The organism is Nocardia suismassiliense (assembly GCF_900269665.1).
Taxonomy (GTDB): domain Bacteria; phylum Actinomycetota; class Actinomycetes; order Mycobacteriales; family Mycobacteriaceae; genus Nocardia; species Nocardia suismassiliense.
In genome coordinates this window covers 7,266,076-7,287,232 of the sequence record NZ_LT985361.1, presented here as the reverse complement: position 1 = coordinate 7,287,232, position 21,157 = coordinate 7,266,076, and the positions used below count along the sequence as shown (strand labels likewise).

Annotated in this window: 15 protein-coding genes; 13 read left to right on the top strand and 2 right to left on the bottom strand. The window is 64.5% G+C overall.

Annotated features, from left to right (window positions below; all coding sequences use genetic code 11):
• The first annotated feature begins 12 nt into the window (after nucleotides 1-12).
• From DBO33_RS32480 to coaD, 4 genes are all read left to right on the top strand, one after another.
• The gene (locus DBO33_RS32480; RefSeq protein ID WP_159080646.1) at nucleotides 13-888 is read left to right on the top strand and encodes a glycosyltransferase; all 876 of its coding nucleotides are present in this window, start codon (nucleotides 13-15) and stop codon (nucleotides 886-888) included.
• A gap of 115 nt (nucleotides 889-1,003) precedes the next feature.
• A complete protein-coding gene (locus DBO33_RS32475) occupies nucleotides 1,004-4,408 on the top strand; it encodes a pyruvate carboxylase (protein WP_107658444.1) in 3,405 nt (1,134 codons plus the stop codon).
• Nucleotides 4,405-4,956, top strand: coding sequence for a 16S rRNA (guanine(966)-N(2))-methyltransferase RsmD (gene rsmD / locus DBO33_RS32470; RefSeq protein WP_107658443.1), 552 nt, complete (start codon nucleotides 4,405-4,407; stop codon nucleotides 4,954-4,956). Before DBO33_RS32475 ends, rsmD begins: the two co-directional genes overlap by 4 nt.
• 59 nt (nucleotides 4,957-5,015) lie before the next feature.
• Complete coding sequence (gene coaD / locus DBO33_RS32465) at nucleotides 5,016-5,501, top strand: pantetheine-phosphate adenylyltransferase (protein WP_107658442.1); 486 nt, start codon at nucleotides 5,016-5,018, stop codon at nucleotides 5,499-5,501.
• 66 nt (nucleotides 5,502-5,567) lie between these two features.
• Here coaD and DBO33_RS32460 read toward each other — a convergent pair whose 3' ends face one another.
• Nucleotides 5,568-6,086 carry a GtrA family protein gene (locus DBO33_RS32460; RefSeq protein WP_107658441.1) on the bottom strand — a complete coding sequence of 173 codons (519 nt, stop codon included), beginning with the start codon at nucleotides 6,084-6,086 and terminating at the stop codon, nucleotides 5,568-5,570.
• A gap of 248 nt (nucleotides 6,087-6,334) precedes the next feature.
• On the opposite strand from DBO33_RS32460, the gene DBO33_RS32455 reads away from it, so the two are divergent.
• The 5 genes from DBO33_RS32455 (at nucleotide 6,335) to mutM (ending at nucleotide 9,608) form a co-directional block, all read left to right on the top strand.
• A complete protein-coding gene (locus tag DBO33_RS32455; protein WP_107658440.1) occupies nucleotides 6,335-7,081 on the top strand; it encodes a DivIVA domain-containing protein in 747 nt (248 codons plus the stop codon).
• Nucleotides 7,082-7,159: 78 nt separating this feature from the next.
• A complete protein-coding gene (locus tag DBO33_RS32450; protein WP_199856824.1) occupies nucleotides 7,160-7,828 on the top strand; it encodes a YceD family protein in 669 nt (222 codons plus the stop codon).
• Between the two features lie 2 nt (nucleotides 7,829-7,830).
• On the top strand, nucleotides 7,831-8,013 hold the full coding sequence (gene rpmF / locus DBO33_RS32445) for a 50S ribosomal protein L32 (RefSeq protein ID WP_014987105.1): 183 nt from the start codon (nucleotides 7,831-7,833) through the stop codon (nucleotides 8,011-8,013).
• Nucleotides 8,014-8,035: 22 nt separating this feature from the next.
• Nucleotides 8,036-8,749: a ribonuclease III gene (gene rnc / locus DBO33_RS32440; RefSeq protein ID WP_234391158.1), complete on the top strand. Its 714-nt coding sequence runs from the start codon at nucleotides 8,036-8,038 to the stop codon at nucleotides 8,747-8,749.
• A 1-nt stretch (nucleotide 8,750) separates the two neighbouring features.
• Nucleotides 8,751-9,608, top strand: a complete 858-nt coding sequence (gene mutM / locus DBO33_RS32435) for a bifunctional DNA-formamidopyrimidine glycosylase/DNA-(apurinic or apyrimidinic site) lyase (RefSeq protein ID WP_107658439.1) — start codon at nucleotides 8,751-8,753, stop codon at nucleotides 9,606-9,608.
• Nucleotides 9,609-10,540: 932 nt separating this feature from the next.
• Here the strand turns inward: mutM and DBO33_RS32430 are convergent.
• Complete coding sequence (locus tag DBO33_RS32430) at nucleotides 10,541-12,235, bottom strand: DUF6119 family protein (RefSeq protein ID WP_199856823.1); 1,695 nt, start codon at nucleotides 12,233-12,235, stop codon at nucleotides 10,541-10,543.
• A gap of 458 nt (nucleotides 12,236-12,693) precedes the next feature.
• Between DBO33_RS32430 and DBO33_RS32420 the strand changes: the two genes are divergently transcribed.
• From DBO33_RS32420 to DBO33_RS32410, 4 genes are read left to right on the top strand one after another with little or no spacing between them, the layout of a single operon-like run.
• Complete coding sequence (locus DBO33_RS32420) at nucleotides 12,694-14,715, top strand: N-6 DNA methylase (protein WP_159080645.1); 2,022 nt, start codon at nucleotides 12,694-12,696, stop codon at nucleotides 14,713-14,715.
• The gene (locus DBO33_RS32415) at nucleotides 14,712-16,706 is read left to right on the top strand and encodes a type I restriction-modification system subunit M (protein WP_107658436.1); all 1,995 of its coding nucleotides are present in this window, start codon (nucleotides 14,712-14,714) and stop codon (nucleotides 16,704-16,706) included. The genes DBO33_RS32420 and DBO33_RS32415 overlap by 4 nt, the downstream gene beginning before the upstream one ends.
• On the top strand, nucleotides 16,703-17,962 hold the full coding sequence (locus DBO33_RS43210) for a restriction endonuclease subunit S (protein ID WP_159080644.1): 1,260 nt from the start codon (nucleotides 16,703-16,705) through the stop codon (nucleotides 17,960-17,962). Before DBO33_RS32415 ends, DBO33_RS43210 begins: the two co-directional genes overlap by 4 nt.
• A 4-nt stretch (nucleotides 17,963-17,966) precedes the next feature.
• The gene (locus DBO33_RS32410; protein ID WP_107658435.1) at nucleotides 17,967-21,143 is read left to right on the top strand and encodes a type I restriction endonuclease subunit R; all 3,177 of its coding nucleotides are present in this window, start codon (nucleotides 17,967-17,969) and stop codon (nucleotides 21,141-21,143) included.
• Nucleotides 21,144-21,157 lie beyond the last annotated feature (14 nt).

Genomic DNA, 21,157 nt, shown 5'->3' with positions numbered 1-21,157 from the left:
GCAGGAGTACGCGTGGTGACTGAACGGTCGGTATCGATCGTCATTCCAACCTACATCGGGACGGCCGACGGCCTGGATCTACTCGATGTCCAACTAGGCGCCTTGACGCGTCAAGATTATAGGGGGGAATTCGATGTCGTCATAGCCGACAACGGATCCCCGATCGATGTGAAACTCCATATCGAAACTCATCCGCTGCAAGGACGCCTCGAACTGCGCTATGTGGACGCGTCGGGGACCTCTGGCGCGGCATTTGCCCGTAATGTCGGTGCGGCGAACGCCACCGGCACGATCCTGTTGTTCTGCGATCACGACGACCAGGCCCATTCCAATTGGATCAGCCGCATGGTCGCGTTCCTGGACGAGGGGTACGACCTGATTTGCTCTGCGGTCGAAGGTGATTCGCTCAACGCGGCCAATCCCCGCCACGTCGCCAACATCCCGACCCCCGACAAATTCCAGCCGACCGGCGTTTATGCACCTGTGATCATCGGGACCAGCATGGCGTGCCGGGCGGAGGTGTATCGGAAGCTGGGCGGCCAGGACACCAGCTACGCCGCCAACGAGGATCTCGAATTCGGCTGGCGGGCCCATCGCGAGGGATACCGTCTCGGATATCTGCCGGAGGCGCTCGTCGCCTATCGATACCGGCAGGGCTTCCGTCCCGGATATCGGCAGGGACGCAGCCGTGGCATCGGCCTCGCCCGGCTGAATGCGGAATTCCCGAACAATGGGTTGCCGGAAATTCACCTGCCGGAAGTCTTGTTACGCATGATTCGTCTGCCATTCACCCGTGGATTGGTTGGCGAGGAGCGCGGACTGATGATCGGCCTCGCCGTCGGTCAGTTCCGCGGTGGGCTCCGGCATCGCACGATGCACTGGATCTGACAGTGTGACGCGCGGATGAACGCATCTTCGCAACGCCGCCGGACGGCGTTGTGAAGATGCTTGCGAAGGGCCCTTCCGTGTCTGTGAGGCGGGTGGGTCCGGGTACCTTAGGCCAATGTTCACGAAAGTCTTGGTAGCCAATCGGGGCGAGATCGCCATCAGGGCCTTCCGCGCGGCCTACGAGCTCGGCGTTGGGACGGTGGCCGTCTTCCCGTACGAGGACCGCAACTCGGTCCATCGCACGAAGGCGGCCGAGTCCTACCAGATCGGTGAACCGGGGCACCCCGTCCGGGCGTACCTCTCGATCGACGCGATCGTCGACGCGGCCAAGTCGGCGGGCGCCGACGCCGTCTACCCGGGCTACGGCTTCCTGTCCGAGAACCCGGACCTGGCGGCGGCCTGCGCCCGCGAGGGCATCACCTTCATCGGCCCGTCCGCCGAGGTGCTCGAACTCGCGGGCAACAAGGCGCGCGCCATCGCGGCGGCCAAGGCGGCCGGGCTGCCGGTGCTGCGGTCCAGCGCGCCGTCCGCCGACGTGGACGAGTTGCTCGCCGCGGCAGACGAATTGGACTACCCGATCTTCGTCAAGGCGGTAGCCGGCGGTGGCGGGCGCGGCATGCGCCGGGTCGCCGACGCCGCGCACCTGCGCGAGTCCATCGAGGCTGCGTCGCGCGAGGCCGAGTCGGCGTTCGGCGATCCCACCGTCTTCCTCGAGCAGGCCGTGGTGAACCCGCGCCATATCGAGGTGCAGATCCTGGCCGACCAGCAGGGCAACGTGATGCACCTGTTCGAGCGCGACTGTTCGGTGCAGCGCAGGCACCAGAAGGTGATCGAGCTCGCGCCCGCCCCGAATCTGGATCCCGCACTGCGCGACCGTATTTGCGCCGACGCGGTGGCCTTCGCCAAGGAGATCGGTTACAGCTGCGCGGGCACCGTCGAGTTCCTGCTCGACGAGCGCGGCAACCACGTCTTCATCGAGATGAACCCGCGCATCCAGGTCGAGCACACGGTGACCGAGGAGATCACCGACGTGGATCTGGTGCAGGCGCAGCTGCGCATCGCGGCGGGCGAGACCCTCGAACAGCTCGGCCTCAGCCAGGAGACCGTCAGCATCCGCGGTGCCGCGATGCAGTGCCGGATCACCACCGAGGACCCGGCCAACGGTTTCCGCCCCGACACCGGCCGGATCACCGCCTATCGAACCCCGGGCGGCGCCGGCATCCGGCTCGACGGCGGGGCGAACCTCGGCGCGGAGATCGGCGCCTATTTCGACTCGATGCTGGTGAAGCTCACCTGCCGCGGCCGCGACTTCGGCGCCGCGGTGTCGCGGGCTCAGCGTGCGCTCGCCGAGTTCCGAATTCGCGGCGTCACCACCAACATTCCGTTCCTGCTCGCGGTGCTCGACGACCCGGACTTCCAGGCGGGCCGGGTCACCACCTCGTTCATCGACGAGCGTCCGCAGCTGCTCAACCAGCGTGGTTCGGCCGACCGCGGCACCAAGATCCTCACCTATTTGGCCGACATCACCGTCAACAAGCCGCACGGCGAGCGTCCGACCACGGTGTACCCGCACGACAAGCTGCCCCCGATCGACCTGACCGTCGCGCCGCCGGACGGCTCGCGGCAGCGCCTGCTCCGCCTCGGCCCGGACGGGTTCGCGCAGGATCTGCGCGCGCAGAAAGCAGTCGGCGTCACCGACACCACCTTCCGGGACGCGCACCAGTCCCTGCTGGCCACCCGGGTGCGCACCAACGGGCTGCTCGGCGTCGCCGGGCACGTGGCCAGGCTGACCCCGGAGCTGCTGTCCATCGAGGCCTGGGGTGGCGCGACTTACGATGTGGCGCTGCGTTTCCTGTACGAAGACCCGTGGGAGCGGCTCGCCGCGCTGCGCGAGGCGGTGCCGAACATCTGCCTGCAGATGCTGCTGCGCGGTCGCAACACCGTCGGCTACACGCCCTACCCGGAGCAGGTGACCCGCGCGTTCGTCTCGGAGGCGACCGCCACCGGCATCGACATCTTCCGCATCTTCGACGCGCTCAACAATGTCGACCAGATGCGCCCGGCCATCGACGCGGTGCGCGAAACCGGCACGGCCATCGCGGAAGTCGCGATGAGCTACACCGGCGACCTGTCCAACCCGGACGAAACGCTCTACACCCTGGACTACTACCTCAAGCTGGCCGAGCAGATGGTGGACGCGGGCGCGCACGTGCTCGCCATCAAGGACATGGCCGGGCTTCTGCGCGCCCCCGCGGCCGCCACCCTGGTCACCGCGCTGCGCAGCAACTTCGACCTGCCGGTGCACGTGCACACCCACGACACCCCCGGCGGTCAGCTGGCCACCTACCTGGCCGCCTGGCAGGCGGGCGCGGACGCGGTGGACGGCGCCAGCGCCGCGATGGCCGGAACCACCAGCCAGCCCGCGCTTTCCGCGATCGTCGCGGCCGCTGCGCACAGCGAGTACGACACCGGCCTGAACCTGCAGCACGTGTGCGACCTGGAGCCGTACTGGGAAGCGCTGCGAAAGGTGTACGCGCCCTTCGAGTCCGGGCTGCCCGCCCCGACCGGCCGGGTCTACACCCACGAGATCCCCGGCGGCCAGCTGTCGAACCTGCGCCAGCAGGCCATCGCTCTCGGCCTCGGTGATCGGTTCGAGGAAGTGGAAGCGAAATACGCTGCGGCGGACCGATTGCTGGGCCGCCTGGTGAAGGTGACCCCGTCGTCCAAGGTGGTCGGCGACCTGGCGCTGGCCTTGGTCGGCACCGGCGTCGACATCGAGGATTTCGCCGCCGACCCCGGCCGCTACGACATCCCCGACTCCGTAATCGGTTTCCTGCGTGGCGAACTCGGCACCCCGGCGGGTGGCTGGCCGGAACCGTTCCGCAGCCGCGCGCTGGCCGGGCGCGGTGAGGCGAAGCCGGAGACTCCGCTCACCGCCGCGGACGAAGCCGGGCTGGCCGGCACCTCGGATGAGCGCCGCGCGACGCTGAACCGGCTGCTCTTCCCCGGCCCCACCGCCGAATTCACCGCGCACCGGGAAAAGTACGGCGACACCATGGGCCTGTCGGCGAACCAGTTCTTCTACGGGCTGCGCCAGGGCGAGGAACACCGGGTGCAGCTGGAGAAGGGCGTCACCCTGCTCATCGGCCTGGAGGCCATCTCCGAGCCGGACGAGCGCGGCATCCGCACGGTCATGTGCATCCTCAACGGCCAGTTGCGCCCCGTCGCCATCCGCGACCGGTCGATCGCCAGCGAGGTCCCGGCCGCGGAGAAGGCCGACAAGGGCAACGCGGGCCATATCGCCGCGCCGTTCGCCGGTGTGGTGACCCTGGCGGTGTCCGAAGGTGACACGATCGCGGCCGGAGACACCGTCGGCACCATCGAGGCGATGAAGATGGAGGCCGCGATCACCGCACCGCGGGCGGGCACCGTCGGCCGGGTCGCGATCGGCCCGGTGCAGCAGGTCGAGGGTGGCGATCTGCTGATCGAGCTGGCCGTGCGCGAGTCCGCGGGCGAATGACCAGGATCGTCGCCGGAACGGCGGGCGGGCGGCGGCTGCGGGTGCCGCCGGCCGGCACCCGGCCGACCTCCGACCGGGTGCGGGAGGCGCTGTTCAGCGCGCTCGACGCGCGCATCGACTTCGACGGCGTCCGGGTGCTCGACCTCTACGCGGGGTCGGGCGCGCTCGGGCTGGAGGCGTTGTCTCGTGGCGCCGCGCACGCACTGCTGGTCGAGTCCGACCGCAAGGCGGCCGCGGTGCTGCGCGGCAATATCGCCGATCTCGGGCTGCCCGGCGCCGAACTGCGCGTCGGCACGGTGGCGAGCGTGCTCGAACTGGGTGGCGCGGGCGAATTCGATCTGGTGCTGTCCGACCCGCCGTATGCGGTCGACACCGATGCCGTGCTCGCCGACCTGCAGGCGCTCGCCGTTGGCTGGCTGCGGCCGGATGCGCTCGTCGTGGTCGAGCGGTCCAGCCGATCGCCGGAAATCGAATGGCCCGTGGGTTATTCGGCGATGAAGCCGCGTAAGTACGGCGAAACGCGCATCGAGATGGCGACTTTCGACTAACGATGTGGTCTTGTGCACCCTCTGTGGTGCCCGCCGGTCCCGCACGATAGCGTCTGACCATGGCAGGAGCATTGTGCCCCGGGTCCTTCGACCCCGTGACGCACGGTCACATCGACGTCTTCAACCGGGCTGCGGCCCAGTTCGACGAGGTCGTTGTCACCGTCATGATCAACAAGAACAAGCAGGGCATGTTCAGCGTCGACGAGCGCATGGAGATGCTGCGCGAGGCGACCGCTCACCTGCCCAATGTGCGCGTGGAGTCGTGGTACGGCCTGCTGGTGGACTTCGCCAAGCAGCAGGGTGTCACGGCCATCGTGAAGGGCCTGCGCGACGCGACCGACTTCGGTTACGAGCTGCAGATGGCTCAGATGAACAAAAAGCTGTCCGGCGTCGAAACCTTCTTCATCGCCAGCAATCCCATGCTCAGCTTCCTGTCCAGCTCGCTGGTCAAGGAGGTGGCGACCTTTGGTGGCGACGTCACCGACATGCTCCCGCCAGCCGTGCACAAGCGTCTGCTGGATCGTCTCGCCGAACGCAAAGGCTGAGAACGCAAATCAGCCCCGGTCCCGAAAGCCTTGGGACCGGGGCTGATTCCCCTCACTCGACGAGGTTCAGAAGACCAAACCCCGTAGTGCCAGGAAGCGCATGCCGCCGACGGCCGCGGTGATGCCGAGAACGGCGGTGGCCTCTGCCGGTCCGCCGATGGTGGGCGCCCAGACGTCCAGGGCGGCCAAGCACGCGGTGGTGATGGCGAGTCCGACCAGTGCCAGCCCGCCGCCTTCCCACTGTGCGGTGAACCAGCCGACTCGGCCGCTCGCGTGGAAGGTGAGCTGTCGGTGCAGCTCGTTGGCGATCACGGTGCTGACGATCGAGCCGACCACGTTCGCGAGCAGCGGCCCGACGCCGTGCATCGCGAAGAACAGCAGCACGTAGGCGATGTTGCTGGACCCGCCGACCAGCGCGAAGCGGATCAGCTGGGCGAAGGCCCGGTCGCCGCGCAGGTAAACCATCGCCTGCTCGAACCGCGCGGACGCCGGAGCCGTCTGCAACGCCGGGTATGGGCCTACCCACGGCATGAAGTAGCTGGTAGTGCTAACTCCTGCCGATCTCTGTAGATCCAGAACAGTCATGGGCTTTCCGATCGAACATGAGCCTTGATCCCGCACGCCCGGTGGGGCCTGCGCTCGTCTGAAGACCTTGTCGATCTTCGTATCGACGATAACACGAAGCGGAGACAGATCCTCCACTTGATTTGTGTGGCGTGCAAGACACTGCGACGACACACCGGAGGGTGACTCGGCACAGGCCGTGATGAGGGGCACACTGGGGCTCGGCGGACAGTTCGCCGAAGAGTCGTAGGAGAGTGGGGTCAGTCAGCATGTATCGCGTATTCGAAGCCCTCGACGAGCTGGTCGCCATCGTCGAGGAGGCGCGCGGCATCCCGCCGACCCGCAGCTGCATCGTGCCGCGCGGCGACGTGCTCGAACTGCTCGACGACGTGCGCGACGCACTGCCGGGCGAGCTCGACGACGCCCAGGACGTGCTCGACATCCGGGACAAGATCGTCTCGGACGCCCGATCGGCCGCCGAGGTGACCGTCACCAGCGCCAACGAACAGGCCGCGCACACCATCGGCTCGGCCCGCGAGGAGGCCGACCGCATCCTCGCCGACGCCAAGGCGCACGCCGACCGGATGGTCGCCGAGGCCAGCGCGCACGCCGACCACCTCGTGGCCACCGCCCAGGCCGAGGCCGACCGCGTCGTCGCCGACGGCAACGCCGAGTTCGAGGCCGTCACCGCCCGCGCCCGCCTGGAATCCGAGCGAATGATCGACGCGGGCAAGGCTTCCTACGATCGTTCCGTCGCCGAGGGCGAGGCCGAGCGGGACCGCCTGGTCGCGCAGACCGAGGTGGTGCGCGCCGCGCACGCCGAATCCGCGCGGGTGATCGACGCGGCACACGCCGAGTCCGATCGGATGCGCGAGGAGTGCGACGTCTACGTCGACTCCAAGCTGGCCGACTTCGAGGAGACCCTGAGCAACACCCTGCGCACCGTCGGCCGCGGCCGCCACCAGCTCCGCTCCGGCGCGGGCGCTCCCGACTACGCCGCCGATTACCGCCGCTAGAGCCAGTTTGAGGTCGGCGGTATGCCTCGCGTATCGTGGTGTGGTTGCCCATTCCCCCGATAGTGAAGTGAGTTCGTGATGCCCGCCGGTTCCGGTTCTGCCCCGCGTAAGGACTCGGCCGCGCGCCGGGAGCCCGACGCGGCCTTCGTGCTGGACGTCCGCAGCCTCGGCCGCCGGGCCGGCACGATGCGCGAGCTCCATCGCACGCTCACCACCGTCGAGCGGATCGGGCTCGACCTGGTCGGCGTCCCGGTCGGCGCCGAGGTCGTGCTCGACCTGCAGCTGCAGGCAGTGTCCGAAGGTGTGCTGGTCACCGGAACGGTGTCCGCGCCGATCGAGGGCGAGTGCTCGCGCTGCCTCGAGCCGTTCACCGACAGCGTGAGCATCTACCTCACGGAGTTGTTCGCCTACCCGGACAGCACCACCGAGCAGACCACCGACGACGACGATTCGTACCGCATGGTCGACGACACGATCGACCTCGAACCGGTGATCATCGACGCGATCGGCATCGAGCTGCCGCTGCAGCCGCTGTGCACGCCGGACTGCGCCGGGCTGTGCGCGGAATGTGGCGTGCGGATGGCGATTGCGGGTTCTGAGCACTCGCATGAGATACTTGACCCTCGCTGGGCCGGGTTGGCGAAATTTGCCACCGCATCGCCCGGCAACGGCAGCCCCGACGAGGGTGCGGCCACCGCAGCAGACCAGTCAGCCGAAATGGCAAGCAATATGACAGAGGAGAAGTAGTCGTGGCCGTTCCCAAGCGCCGGATGTCCCGTTCCAACACCAGGTCGCGGCGCAGCCAGTGGAAGGCCACCGCGCCGACCCTGATCACCTGCCCGAACCGCGCCTGTGGTGAGAAGACCCTGCCGCACATCGCGTGCCCGTCCTGCGGCACGTACAAGGGCCGTCAGGTCACGGCGGCTGTCTAACAGTTCAACCTGTCGTATCGACGTGAGCGATGAACCCGATTCGTCCGGTGGACATGCGAGCCTGCTCGCGGCGCTCGGCGTCGAGGTGCAGCCGGAGCTGCTGCGCCTGGCGCTGACGCACCGGTCGTACGCATATGAAAACGGCGGGCTGCCGACCAACGAGCGCCTGGAGTTCCTCGGCGACTCCGTCCTCGGACTGAGCATCACCGAGCGGCTCTACCACGAGCACCCGGACAAGTCCGAGGGCGAGCTGGCGAAGCTGCGCGCGAGCGTGGTGAACATGCACGCGCTCGCCGAGGTGGCGCGCCAGCTCGGTGAGGGCGGCCTCGGCGTGCACCTGCTGCTCGGCAAGGGCGAAGAGCTCACCGGCGGCAGGGACAAGCCGAGCATCCTCGCCGACGGCATGGAGTCGCTGCTCGGCGCGGTGCACCTGGAGCACGGCATCGACGTCGCGCGCGAGGTGGTGCTGCGGCTGTTCGCCGACCTGCTCGAGCGCGGTCCCCGGATGGGGGCCGGCCTCGACTGGAAGACCAGCCTGCAGGAGCTCACCGCCGAGCGTGGCCTCGGCGTGCCCAGCTACGAGATCACCTCGACGGGCCCCGATCACGACAAGGAATTCACCGCGACCACCGTGATCGGTGGCCGGGCCTACGGGCAGGGCGTCGGCCGCTCCAAGAAGGAAGCCGAGCAGAAGGCCGCGGGCACCGCCTACCAGGCGCTGACCGCCGAAGCCTGACGTGCCCGAACTCCCCGAGGTAGAGGTCGTCCGGCGCGGCGTCGCCGAACACGTGGTCGGTCGCGTCATCGAGTCGGTCGCGATCACCCATCCCCGCTCGGTGCGCCGGCACCTCGAGGGCGCCGCCGATCTCGCCGCACGGTTGACCGGATTGCAGGTCGCCGCCGCCGAGCGGCGCGGAAAATATCTCTGGCTCACCTTCGACGAGCCGGACACCTCGCTCGTCGTGCACCTCGGCATGAGCGGCCAAATGCTCGTGCAACCCGCGGACGCGCCGCTGGAGAAGCACGCGCACATCCGCGCCACCCTCGGCGACGGCACCCAGCTGCGCTTCGTCGACCAGCGCACCTTCGGCGGCTGGGCGCTCGCACCGCTGGTCGAGGTGGACGGCACCCTGGTGCCGGAACCGGTGGCGCACATCGCCCGCGACCCGCTGGATCCCCGCTTCGACCCCGAAGCCGTGGTGGCCGCGGTGCGTGCCAAACAGACCGAGATCAAACGCGTGCTGCTCGATCAGAGCGTGATCTCCGGCATCGGCAACATCTATGCCGACGAGTCGTTGTGGCGCGCGAAGATTCACGGCGCCAGGTCGGCCGCCGCCTTGAGCCAGCCAGTGGTGCGTACGCTGATGAACGAGGCGACTGCGGTCATGAATGAAGCGTTGGCCGCGGGCGGCACCTCGTTTGACACGCTGTACGTCAACGTCAACGGGCAGTCCGGCTACTTCGAGCGTTCGCTCAACGCCTATGGTCGTGAGGACGAGCCCTGCCGCCGCTGTGGCGCCCCGCTGGTGCGGGAGAAGTTCATGAACCGCTCCTCCTTCTCCTGCCCACGTTGCCAGCCGCGGCCCCGGCACTGAACGGTTGGATCTGCTACGTGGGCGCTTAATCACGCCACCAAACGGACCACTCGACTCACAAGCACTTGCCTGCGGTCGCACGGTACGACGGCTGGGTCACAATACGGGGTGGACAAAAACGTTCTGCTGTTGAATTCGAACGAAGAAAGCGCCTTCGGGACGGCGTCCACACCGGGCGAATCGACCTCGCGCCGGCGTGAGCCAACTGCAGGTGTCGAGCTATCGCCGTCGAATCGCTCCGGAAGCGAACCACGGGACAAGAGTTGCGGCAAGGTGCACCGCCATCTGGACGGCTTCCCGTGAAATCGGGATTGCTGGGCTGGCACCCTCGTGGCGGTCGGTATGGCCTTCCCAGAGCAGCCGGATCATCTGTACTACTGCTGTCATCGGAGCCGACACACCCGACTTGTCGGTGATGGCAATCCCGTACAGATGGACTTGTCGGTCGAGTTGGCCAAGAACATTTCCCAGATTTGCACCGGCTTGCGCCGGATCGACCACAGGGATTGCCGCCGACTCTACGGCGAGGATCGCTGCTCGGTACGCGGTGGAGGGGTCAGGGTTGAGTCTGTGCGCGGCGTGCCAGGCCCTTTGGAGATGGTTACCAGCAACCGCCCTGCTGGCTCCCACCACAGTTTCAGCCGCTTGACGAGCAGCCATGGTGACAACTGGGTCTGGTCGCCGCTCCATTCGCGATCGATCTCGAGGAAGTCAAAGTGCTCGGGCGGCTGGCCTACACCATCGCCGAGGAGCGCACTCCAAATACGCACCCTGGCTCCGATGCGCAGGTCACCACAGCTGGCTGGACTGAGAAACAACGAAAGTGTCTTCACAGCCGGTTGGAATGGTGTCGCGGGTGGTCAGCGGTGCGTCTTGCGGAATGCCGTCGAGCTGCCGGTGACCATGAGTTCATGCGGATTTCGATCGCACCCCTACGACCGTTTGATCGCTACGACACTGACCTCAGTGTTCATGGCGCGCAGCTCGTTCAGCGACCTGACCAGCGAGATCTGCGAGAACGGGAACAGCGAATCGGTGGTGATGTCTCTGCCGTCGTTGAGCAGGATCGCGAACACGACTTTCAGGGTGCCGATGTCACGCACCATTTGGTGCTCGGGATTGTGGCTCGCGACGTAGTCCCGGAATTTCTGCGCGACCTCCTTGTCCAACCGCAGTACCTTCACCGCGTTGACACCCTGTGCGAACAGGTGGCTCAGCGGCGCGCTACTGCTGGCCTTCTTGACACAGATCAGCTCACAGTCGGGACCCAGGACATCGCAGATTTCGAGGCCGCCGCCGCGGTAGAAGCCGGTGACGATCTTCTGCTTGTCGAAGAGCTGATAGCCGGTCTGGGCGGCCAGCTGACGGTTGAACCAGTCCTCATCGTGGGAGTCCTGGCCCCGCTTCGGCCCATCGGTGTGCGGTTTGCCTTTCGGCCATGCAACGACGGTGATGTCGGTCGTCGCGGTGAGGAGTTCGTCGAGTACTTCACGCAGGGTTTCGAGGTACCCTGCTCCGATCTCATGCCAGCAGCCCTGGCCGAAGTAGTAGCTCTCGGTACCGGATTCGACCTCGGCGACCAGCCAGTCGGTGCCACGGGTATCCGGGCCGATCGGTACAGTCTGAGCCTCGTCCTCGTACATGGTTATCCTGAGCTGGTGCAGGTCGCGCAGGCGGCGGTGTTCGTCGCGGTCACAGATCCACGTGAGCAGTGCGCCCAGGTCGATTTCCCGGACGGTGGCTGCCTTTCTGCCCAGAGCTATACCGTATGACCGGACCGCGCCGTAGAAGTCTGCGCAGCTGTCGGGCAGGGTGATGCCGAGACGTGCGTCGCTGGGATCGCCAAGTAACTTGCTCAAGGACTGGTCGGCGGCCAAGGCAGCCGGGCTGTTCTTGTTCAGTATCCGGAACCGCTGGATGAACGCGAGGCCATTGAGCGGGTCGTTCATTTCGCAGACTCGCTCGATCTCGGCGAGGTCTGCCAGGAACTGGGCGGGAGTGTCGGCGAGTGGCAGTTTGATTGCGTAGCCGGAACATTCGACCCGAACCGCCGCCGAGGAACGGGACCGGGCGGTGAGGTTCAGATGCGCCCTGCCGCAGATCCTGCGGACGAGTGAGGTGAACTGGTCGAGACCGAAGCCGGCGATGTCGCTACCGGCGAGCATGGTGTAGTCCTCGACCCGGCCACGCCGGTCCATGATCTCGCTGCGAAACCGTGTGACATCGTTCTCATCGAGGCAGCGGACGGCGAACTCCAGCCCGAAATCGTTGTCGCGGTAGGCGGAATCGAGGATGCGGTGCCCGAGGTGGCCGTAGGTCAGGGCGTATACCCTGCCGGTTGTTCTGGTGAGCAGCAGGCCACCAGTCTGGTTGGTCGTTACCGACACCGGAAGGCCGGTGAGACCGTGCGCGGCCGGGCACCATTCGGCGCGCTCCGGCGGATTCGCGCCGCTGATCAGGAGCCCGGAGAGCCCGTCGTGGCTGAATTCTCGCACCTCGTATCCGGCATCCTCGAGGTACTTCTTTCGGACGAAGCTACGCAGGTCGAGGCGTGCGCCGGCGGGTTCGATCATGCGGTGCAGGCTCGACCACCGGGTGGCGGTCTTCGGTGTGGTCGTGCGGTCCAAGCTGGTCTCCTTATTCATTGCAATCCACCGCCAACAGGTTCTGGGGTGCGCCGGTTCCGGCTGGTGAGGTGCCAGCCGTCGCAGCTCGGGCACCGATACGCCCGCTGCTCGTGGCGCCTGGGATCGGTGCGATCGATGCCTGCTAGTGCGAGTTCGGCATCGGTCTGGGCGAAGTACTGCACCTTGCCGGTACAGCAGCGCGCCATGCGGATCATCGGGGGTCTGCCAGCGAGATCGCCACCGCTACGCAATGTGAACTCGCGGTGTGTCGCCGCCTGTCGGGGTCGGCAGTGCCGGAATCTTCGGTTGTTGCTCATCGCGTCCTCCTGGCGGTGCGCTGAGTGGTTGTTGACTGACTACGACGCTAGCATGACTGAAAATGTTTTCACAATATAATTGGTGGATTGATTTTTTCAGATAGATCGGAAAGGATGGTGGATGTACACGAGAGGAGCGACATGTCGAACCTGGTTCCACCCGTGACCGCAACAGAGATCGCGCAGCTGGCAGGCGTCACAAGGGCTACGGTCAGCAACTGGCGGCGGCGTCACGACGACTTCCCCGCGCCGATTGGAGGTACTGAGTCCCGGCCGGTTTTTGACTGGAATGAGGTGCAGGCATGGTTAGCGGGCCGGGGTAAGGACACCGACGAGTCGCCCATTACCGGCTTGCGCACGCTGGTTCGCGCGGACGCCACCGCGGACGAGATCGTGCAGGTGATGACCCAGCTGAGGGCGTCAGCTGGGGGCTGGGAGGCGAGCGGATCGCGGGCGCCGAAACTGCTCACCGATATGCTGCCGGCCTTGAACGCGGCGGCAGCGGCGGAGGGTCCCCGTGCGGCGATCGACGCCCTCGCGGAACGGGTGTTGGACAAGGAGTCCTCGGGAGGGGTCTACGTCACTCCCCTGCCGGTCACGTCTTTGATGGCGGCCCTCGCGAATTCTCCAGCAGCACAGCCTTTTGAAAGTGTGCTTGACCCTGCGTGTGGCAGCGGTTCGCTCTTACTGGCTTCCATTGCCGCTGGCGCCAGCGAACTGTATGGCCAAGATGTCCTTGCCGTGCAGGTCGAGCGAGCCAGGCTGCACATCCAGGCATCTACCGAGATCACTCCGCACCTGCATTCCGGCGACAGCCTGACCGACGATGCATTTCGTGACCTCCGGGTCGATGCTGTGTTGTGCAATCCGCCGTTCGGTCAAAAGGATTGGGGCGTAGACGATTTAGAGCTCGAAGATGAGCGGTGGGAGTACGGTACGCCAACTCGCAGCGAATCGGAGCTGGCCTGGATTCAGCATGCGGTGGCGCATCTCCGCCCTGGTGGCACAGCGGTCTTGGTAGTTCCTCCAGCAGCAGCTCGCCGGAGTACCGGTCGCAAAATTCGTGGAGCGCTGCTACGCAAGGGTGTTCTACGAGCGGTCGTGGAGTTGCCTGCCGGGGTCGCGCCACCTTGGGGGCTGGGATTGCATCTATGGGTGCTGCGGCGGCCTGTTCCGGGTGCGCCGACACCTGACTCTGTTCTCTTTGTCGACACTTCGGGGTCGGCGTCTGTCCATCGCACTACGGGTGATGTCGCTTGGGGGCAGTTGACTGACCTTGTGACAACCGCGTGGTACGCATTCGACGCATCCGACGTGGATAGGGTGATCGTGCCGGGTGTGGCGGCGCCTGTCCGCGTGCTGGAGGTCCTCGACGAGGATGTCGACCTGACGCCCGCCCGGCATCTTCGGTCGTCGGTGGACCCAGCAATGATCACGAACGAAGTCGACCAAGCGGTTTCACGACTCGATGCCGCAGTCTCCGAGTTGTCCACCATCACGGCAAGTCTGGGGCGCTGGTCGGTATCCGGGGCCAAATCCTGGCGGGAAGCAGCGCTCGCTGATCTCGTCAATGGTGGCGCACTGCAATGGATACGGAGTAGTTCGCCAGCTGCACAGGATCTTTCGGACACACGCCGGGTCCTGACGGCGGCAGATATCGCGACCAGCCGCGCACCATCGGCTTCTTTCGAGACTTCCCCGCCGCAGGAGGTCGAAGTGATCCAAGCCGGTGACGTGATGGTCTCCGCGATCCGTAGTGGTCGCAGCGGCAGCCGAACTGCCCGTGTCGCGGAGAATGACGACGTCGGCGCCGTGCGTGGCCCCCATGTGCACCTGCTGCGCCCGACCGAGGGGCGAATCGACGGCTGGTTTCTGGCGGGTTTCATCAACGGCGCCGACAACGTGTCCATGACACGGACCCAGACCCTTCGGTTCGATCCGGCCAAGCTACGAATACCGTTGCTGTCGTTTGCGGAGCAGCAGCGGTACGGACAGTCTTTCCGCCGCCTGCACCACCTGCGGGCAGCACTTGGCATAGCCACCGACGCAGCAGATCAATTGACAGAACTGGTGACGAACGGACTCACCACCGGGGCTGTAACCCCACAGCACGACATCGAGACACCCAACGTGAAGACACAAGAGCGTGGAGGTACTGAGTGAACAGCAGCAAGCACAGCGAGCTTGCCAACCATGCATGGTCGGTCGCCGATCTACTGCGCGGAGACTACAAGCAGTCCGACTACGGCAAAGTGATTCTGCCGTTCACGGTGCTACGACGGCTGGAGTGTGTGCTGGAGCCGACACGAGATGCGGTGCGGGCCAAGTACGAACAGATCAAGGAACGTGACCTGGATCCGGACCCCTTCCTGCGCAAGGCCTCGGGCACCGTCTTCTACAACACGTCCGACTTGACGCTCAAAAAGATTCTTGGCGACTCCTCACACGTGGCGAAGGGGCTGCTCAAATATGTGGGCGCGTTCTCCGACAACTCCCGCGAGGTGTTGGAGAAGTACGAGTTCGCCCAGCAGGTGAAGCGGCTCGACGACGCGAATCTGTTGTACAAAGTGATCGGCAAGTTCGCCGACTTCGACCTGCACCCAGAGCGTGTATCGAACCACAACATGGGTTACGTCTTCGAGGAACTGATCCGGCGCTTCGCCGAGCAGTCCAATGAGACTGCCGGCGAACATTTCACGCCGCGCGAAGTGATCGAACTGATGGTTAACCTGCTCGTCGCCCCGGACCCGGACCTTGTCGGCCAGCCCGGCGTCACCCGCAAAGTGCTCGACCCAGCGTGCGGGACCGGCGGCATGCTCAGCTCAGCTGAGGAACACATCCTCGCGATGAACCCGCAGGCCCGCGTGGAAACCTACGGCCAGGAGCTCAACCCCGAGTCGTGGGCGATCTGCCGCTCCGACTTGATGATCAAGGGACAGAATCCGGACAACATCGTCTTCGGCAACTCTTTCAGCCAGGACGGCCACCAGGATCTGAAAGCCGACTACCTGCTCGCCAACCCTCCCTTCGGCGTGGAGTGGAAGAAGGTGAAGAGCGAGGTCGAATGGGAACACGACCATCTCGGTGAGGCAGGACGTTTCGGTGCCGGTTTGCCTCGAATCAATGACGGCTCACTGCTGTTCCTGATGCACATGCTCTCGAAGATGAAGCCTGTGGACCTCGGTGGAGGCGGCGGCAGTCGAGTCGCCATCGTCTTCAACGGCTCCCCTTTGTTCACCGGCGCCGCTGAATCCGGTGAATCCGAGATCCGCCGATGGATCATCGAAAAAGACTGGCTCGAGGCCGTTGTCGCACTGCCGGATCAGCTGTTCTACAACACCGGCATCTCCACATACTTCTGGCTACTGACCAACCGGAAGGCGCCGGAGCATCGCGGCAAGGTGGTGCTGCTCGACGCCCGTGACTACTGGCAGAAGATGCGGAAGTCCCTAGGGGATAAGCGCAAAGTGATCACTGCCGAACAGATCACCGAGATCACCCGGCTCTACGGCAACGCGCTCGATGTCGCGGCAGACCCGGAACATCCACTGCACGGCAAGGTGAAGGTCTTCGCCAACAACGACTTCGGCTACCGCAGGATCACCGTGGAGCGGCCGCTGCGGCTGCGGTTCGAACTCACCGAGGAAGCGCTCGACAAACTCTCGGGTGCTGCGCCCGTGGCAAAGCAGTACACCGACACCGACGATTTCCGTAAACTGCTGCAGCCGCTGGTCGGTTCGGTATGGATGACCAAAGCCGACGCCGTGACTGCTCTCAAGGATCAGGTGGTCGGTGCCGGTGAACCCTGGCCTGCCGGTGCATCTTTCGCAAAGGCCCTGCGCGAAGCGCTCGGTGCCCGCGATCCCGAAGGGGAAATCCAGCTCAAAGGCGGCGAACCTGAACCTGATCCCGAACTGCGCGATTACGAGAACGTGCCCTTCCAGGAGAATGTCGAGGACTACCTCGTGCGTGAGGTTCTTCCACACATCCCGGATGCATGGATCGAACACAGCAAGACCAAGATTGGATACGAAATCCCGTTTACGCGGCACTTCTACGTGTATATACCGCCGCGACCGTTGGCGGAGATCGACGCTGAGCTCAAGACCCTGGAGTCGGAGATTCAAGAGCTGCTCGGAGAGGTGACGAAATGAGCGCAGCGTTCACCGTCGATTCGCAAGCGCTGGATGTGGCTCCCAATCATTGGACACGGGCTCCACTTTGGTCAGTGTTACGGCGCCGAGATATTTCGGAGCGGCCAGATGCAGAGTTGCTGTCTGTCTATCGAGACCACGGCGTGGTGCCAAAAGCCAGCAGGGATGACAACTTCAACAAGCCAAGTGAAGATCTCAATGCGTATCGTTTCGTTCGACCCGGCGACCTGGTCCTCAACAAGATGAAGACTTGGCAAGGGTCGCTCGCGGTATCCCAGTACGAGGGAATTGTGAGTCCTGCGTACTTCGTATGCGAGTTATCACCAAAGCTCCATCCGCGATTCGTTCACTACCTACTTCGATCGCAGCCGTACGTCCATCTCTATCAGTCCGTTTCGAAGGGTATTAGGCCTAATCAATGGGACCTTCCGTTTGACGAGTTTCGTTCCTTGCCGATGCTTCTACCTCCTTTGGAGGAGCAGCGCCGCATCGCCGACTTCCTCGACGCCGAAACCAGTCACATTGACCGGATGATTGGGTATCGTCGACAGCAGATTGAAGCGACGCTGGCGCTCGAGCAGAGTTTGCTTGCGGAGCATATTGGTGATGTCAGTGCTGGCAGTATTCGCGTCAAGTTTCTCGTATCGCGTCTAACAAGCGGCCCCCGAGGTTGGGGAGAGTTTGTTACGGACGACGGGACGGTATTTCTTCGAATCGCGAATATCCCTAGGGTTGGCATTGATCTTGACACGCGTGACATTCTCCGAGTTTGTGCACCGGAAGGCCCGGAACGAGAACGTACCCGCACGCGCCCCGGAGATGTGCTGGTCAGCATTACAGCTGATATCGGATCGGTCGCCGTCGTCAGTGACGAGATGGCAGACGGTAACGTGAGCCAACATATCGCACTGCTACGACCGGTGGCTGAAAAATGTTACGGGCGCTGGCTCGCGTATGCCCTCAAATCTCCGCGATCACGGCAGCAGCTTGCAGCGAATAGCTACGGTGGCACGAAGGTTGGCTTGGGATTAGCCGAGGTTGGCAATGTGGGGGTGCCTGCTATGGCATTTCGTGAACAGCAAGATGTAGTGAGGAAAATTGATACTGGCATGCATTCGAGCATCCAGTTGAAATCCGCTATGAAATTGCAGAATTCGCTTCTCGCTGAACGTCGCCAAGCGTTGATCGCAGCAGCCGTAACCGGCCAATTCGATGTCACCACCGCCAGCGGGCGGAACGTCACCCAGGGGGTATAACACCATGAGCCCAGTCCACGACGAACTGACCTTCGGCGACACGGTCGTCGCCAGCCTGCTGGAAAACGGTTGGTTGCAAGGTAATCCGCACGAGTACCAGGCCGAACTCGGTCTCGATATGGGTGAGCTGCTCGCCTTTATCGGTGCGACCCAGCAGCCGGACTGGGACGACTTGGTTTCTGCTTATGGCGGCGACCAGGATGTCGCGCAGCGGGGGCTCGCTAAGACGGTGGATCAGCAGATCGGGGAGAAGGGGCTGATCGAGGTGCTGCGGTCAGGGGTCAAGGACCGTGGTGTCAGGATTCGGCTGGCTTACTTCAAACCTAATCTGGTGACTTCGGATGCTGATCTCACGGAGTACCGGGCGAACCGGTTGACGGTGGTGCGCGAACTCCGCTATGCCACAAATCCGGCGAATGCCAGACGCGCGTTGGATTTGGTGTTGCTGCTCAACGGTATTCCGGTGGCAACGGCGGAGCTGAAGAATCCGCTCACCGGTCAGAACGTGGAGGACGCGAAGCATCAGTATCGCACCGAGCGTGATCCTCGCGAGTTGATTTTCACCCGCCGGGTGATCGCCAATTTCGCGGTCGATCCGAAGTTGGTGTTCGTCACCACACAGCTGCGTGGTGCGAAAACCCGTTTCCTGCCGTTCAATACGGGTTCGGAGGGCCCGGGACGCTCAGGTGGCGCCGGCAACCCGGCTCCCTCCGAGCCGGGCCAGTACGCCACTTCCTATCTGTGGGAGACGATCTGGCATCCGGACAACTGGCTGGACATGTTGGAGCGCTTCGTGCACACCCACAAGTCAAAAGGCCCGAGCGGCCGCACCAGCAAATCGACCATCTTCCCGCGGTTCCAGCAGTGGGACGCAGTCAAGAAGCTCACCGCGCACGCCGCCACCCACGGGGCCGGCCACAACTACCTGGTCATGGCCTCCGCCGGCTCCGGCAAGTCCAATACCATAGCCTGGCTGGCGCACCGCCTGTCCGACCTGCACACTCCCACTGATCCGGCAGCGCTCGATCCAGAAGCCGCTGTGGCCGGATTGCAGCCGGGTACACCGGTTTTCGACAAGATCATGATCATCACCGATCGCCGCAACCTGGACGCCCAACTGCGGGAAACCGTGGGCAGCTTCGAAAAGGTACAGGGCCTGGTGGTGGAGATCGATGAGAAGCGCGGCGCGAAATCCGAGCAGCTCGCGAAGGCGCTCACCCAGGAATCGGGCAAGATCATTCCCGTTACCTTGCAAACGTTCCCGGCGTTGCTGGACTATCTGCGGCGCAACGAGGCAGAGCTGCGTGTTGGCCGGTTCGCCATCATCATCGACGAGGCGCACTCATCGCAGACCGGTGACGCGGCGACGGCGGTGCGTGCCGCGCTGCGCGATCTCGGGCTCGACGCCGATGACGAGGACGAGGGCGCCACCGAACTCACAGTGGCGGAGCGGTTGAAGCGCAAGGCCGAAGACCGCAGCAAGGCGCACAACATGTCGTACTTCGCGTTCACCGCGACTCCGAAAGCCAAGACCCTCGAAGCCTTCGGAACCCTCGTTGGTGACAAGTATCAGCCCTTCCACACCTATTCGATGCGCCAGGCCATCGACGAGGGCTTCATCCTCGACCCGCTGCGCAACTACGTCACGTACAAGACCTACTACAAGTTGGTCAACGAAAACCCTTCCGACTACGAGGTTCCGGAGTCGAAGGCGAAGACGCTGCTGGCCCGATTCGCGTTCACGCACCCGTCCACGGTGGCGCAGCAGGCGCAGGTGATCGTCGAGCATTTCGTCACGCATACCCGGCCGCGGCTACAGGGGCGGGCCAAGGCGATGGTGGTCACCGACTCCCGCAAGACTGCGGTCGATATGTGCCGGGCCATCCGCAAACATCTCGACGACACCGGTTTTATCGACAGGTATCCGGATATCGGTGTGCTGGTGGCGTTTTCGGGCACGCTCGAGTACGAAGGCGAGGAGACCAGCGAGGTCAAGGAGAACGGCGGGGTGGCGGAATCCCAGCTGCCAAAGGCTTTTGCGTATACCCGCGCCGACGACATCGCAACTCGCGCAGGCGGCAGGGGGCAGCCGGAGGTCCGAATTCTGGTGGTCGCCGAGAAGTACCAAACCGGTTTCGATCAGCCGCTGCTGACGACCATGTACGTGAATAAGTCCCTGAAGGGTATCGCCGCGGTGCAGACCCTTTCGCGGCTCAACCGGACCGCCGACGGAAAGTCGGTCGAGGACCTGGCCGTCCTGGACTTCTACAACGAAGCCGAACACATCCAGGCGTCGTTCAAGCCCTACTACGAGGAAGCCGAAGCGCTGCCGACCGACCCGAACCTGCTCTACCGGGCACAGGATCGAGTCCTCTCCCCACCGATCCTGCTGCCGCAAGAGATGCGGGACTTCGCCGACGCTTACATCCGGGCGGAGGAGCGGGCCGGCGGTTCGCAGTCAAAATGGCAGAAGCTGCACGCCGAGCTGTACCGGCACCTCGAACCCGCCGTCGCCCGTTTCGCCCACCTGCTGCACAGCGACGACACCGATGATGTCGAAGTCGCTGAAGGCTTCCGCACCGACCTGCGCGATTTCGTCCGCAAGTACGGATTCCTCGCGCAGATCGTCCCCTACCAGGACATCGAACTGGAAATGCTGCATCTCTACGGCAAGCACCTGCTCAACGTCCTGCCGAGGCGCGAAGACGGTGGTGTCGACATCGGCGAAGTCGAGCTCAGCCATATGCGGGTAGAGCGCACTGGCGAGCACGATCTCGGGCTGGATCCGGAAGGCTCGGCAGTGCTCCCCGGATTCGGTGACGGGGCCGGCTCGGCGCAAGATCCGGAACAGGCACTGCTTTCCGCGCTGATCGCCGAGCTGAACGACCGCTTTGGGCTCGAACTCGGCGAAGACGACCTGCTCAAGCCTTACCAGGATGCGGTGGCCGACTCAGGTGTCAAGCTGGCCGCTCTAAACAACCGCACCGAGGACGACTTCCGAAACAAGTTCGCCGAGGTCTTGCGCGACAAGATGATGGACCACGTCGACGCCACCGTCGGCGTCGGCGACAGGTACTTCAACAAATCCGACCCGTCCTTCCAGGAGACGGTAAACCGCCAGCTCAGCCGCGCTGCTTGGCGAACTATTCGCCGTCAGGCCGGCATGGACAGTGTGGCCTGACCTGACCAGCTCGG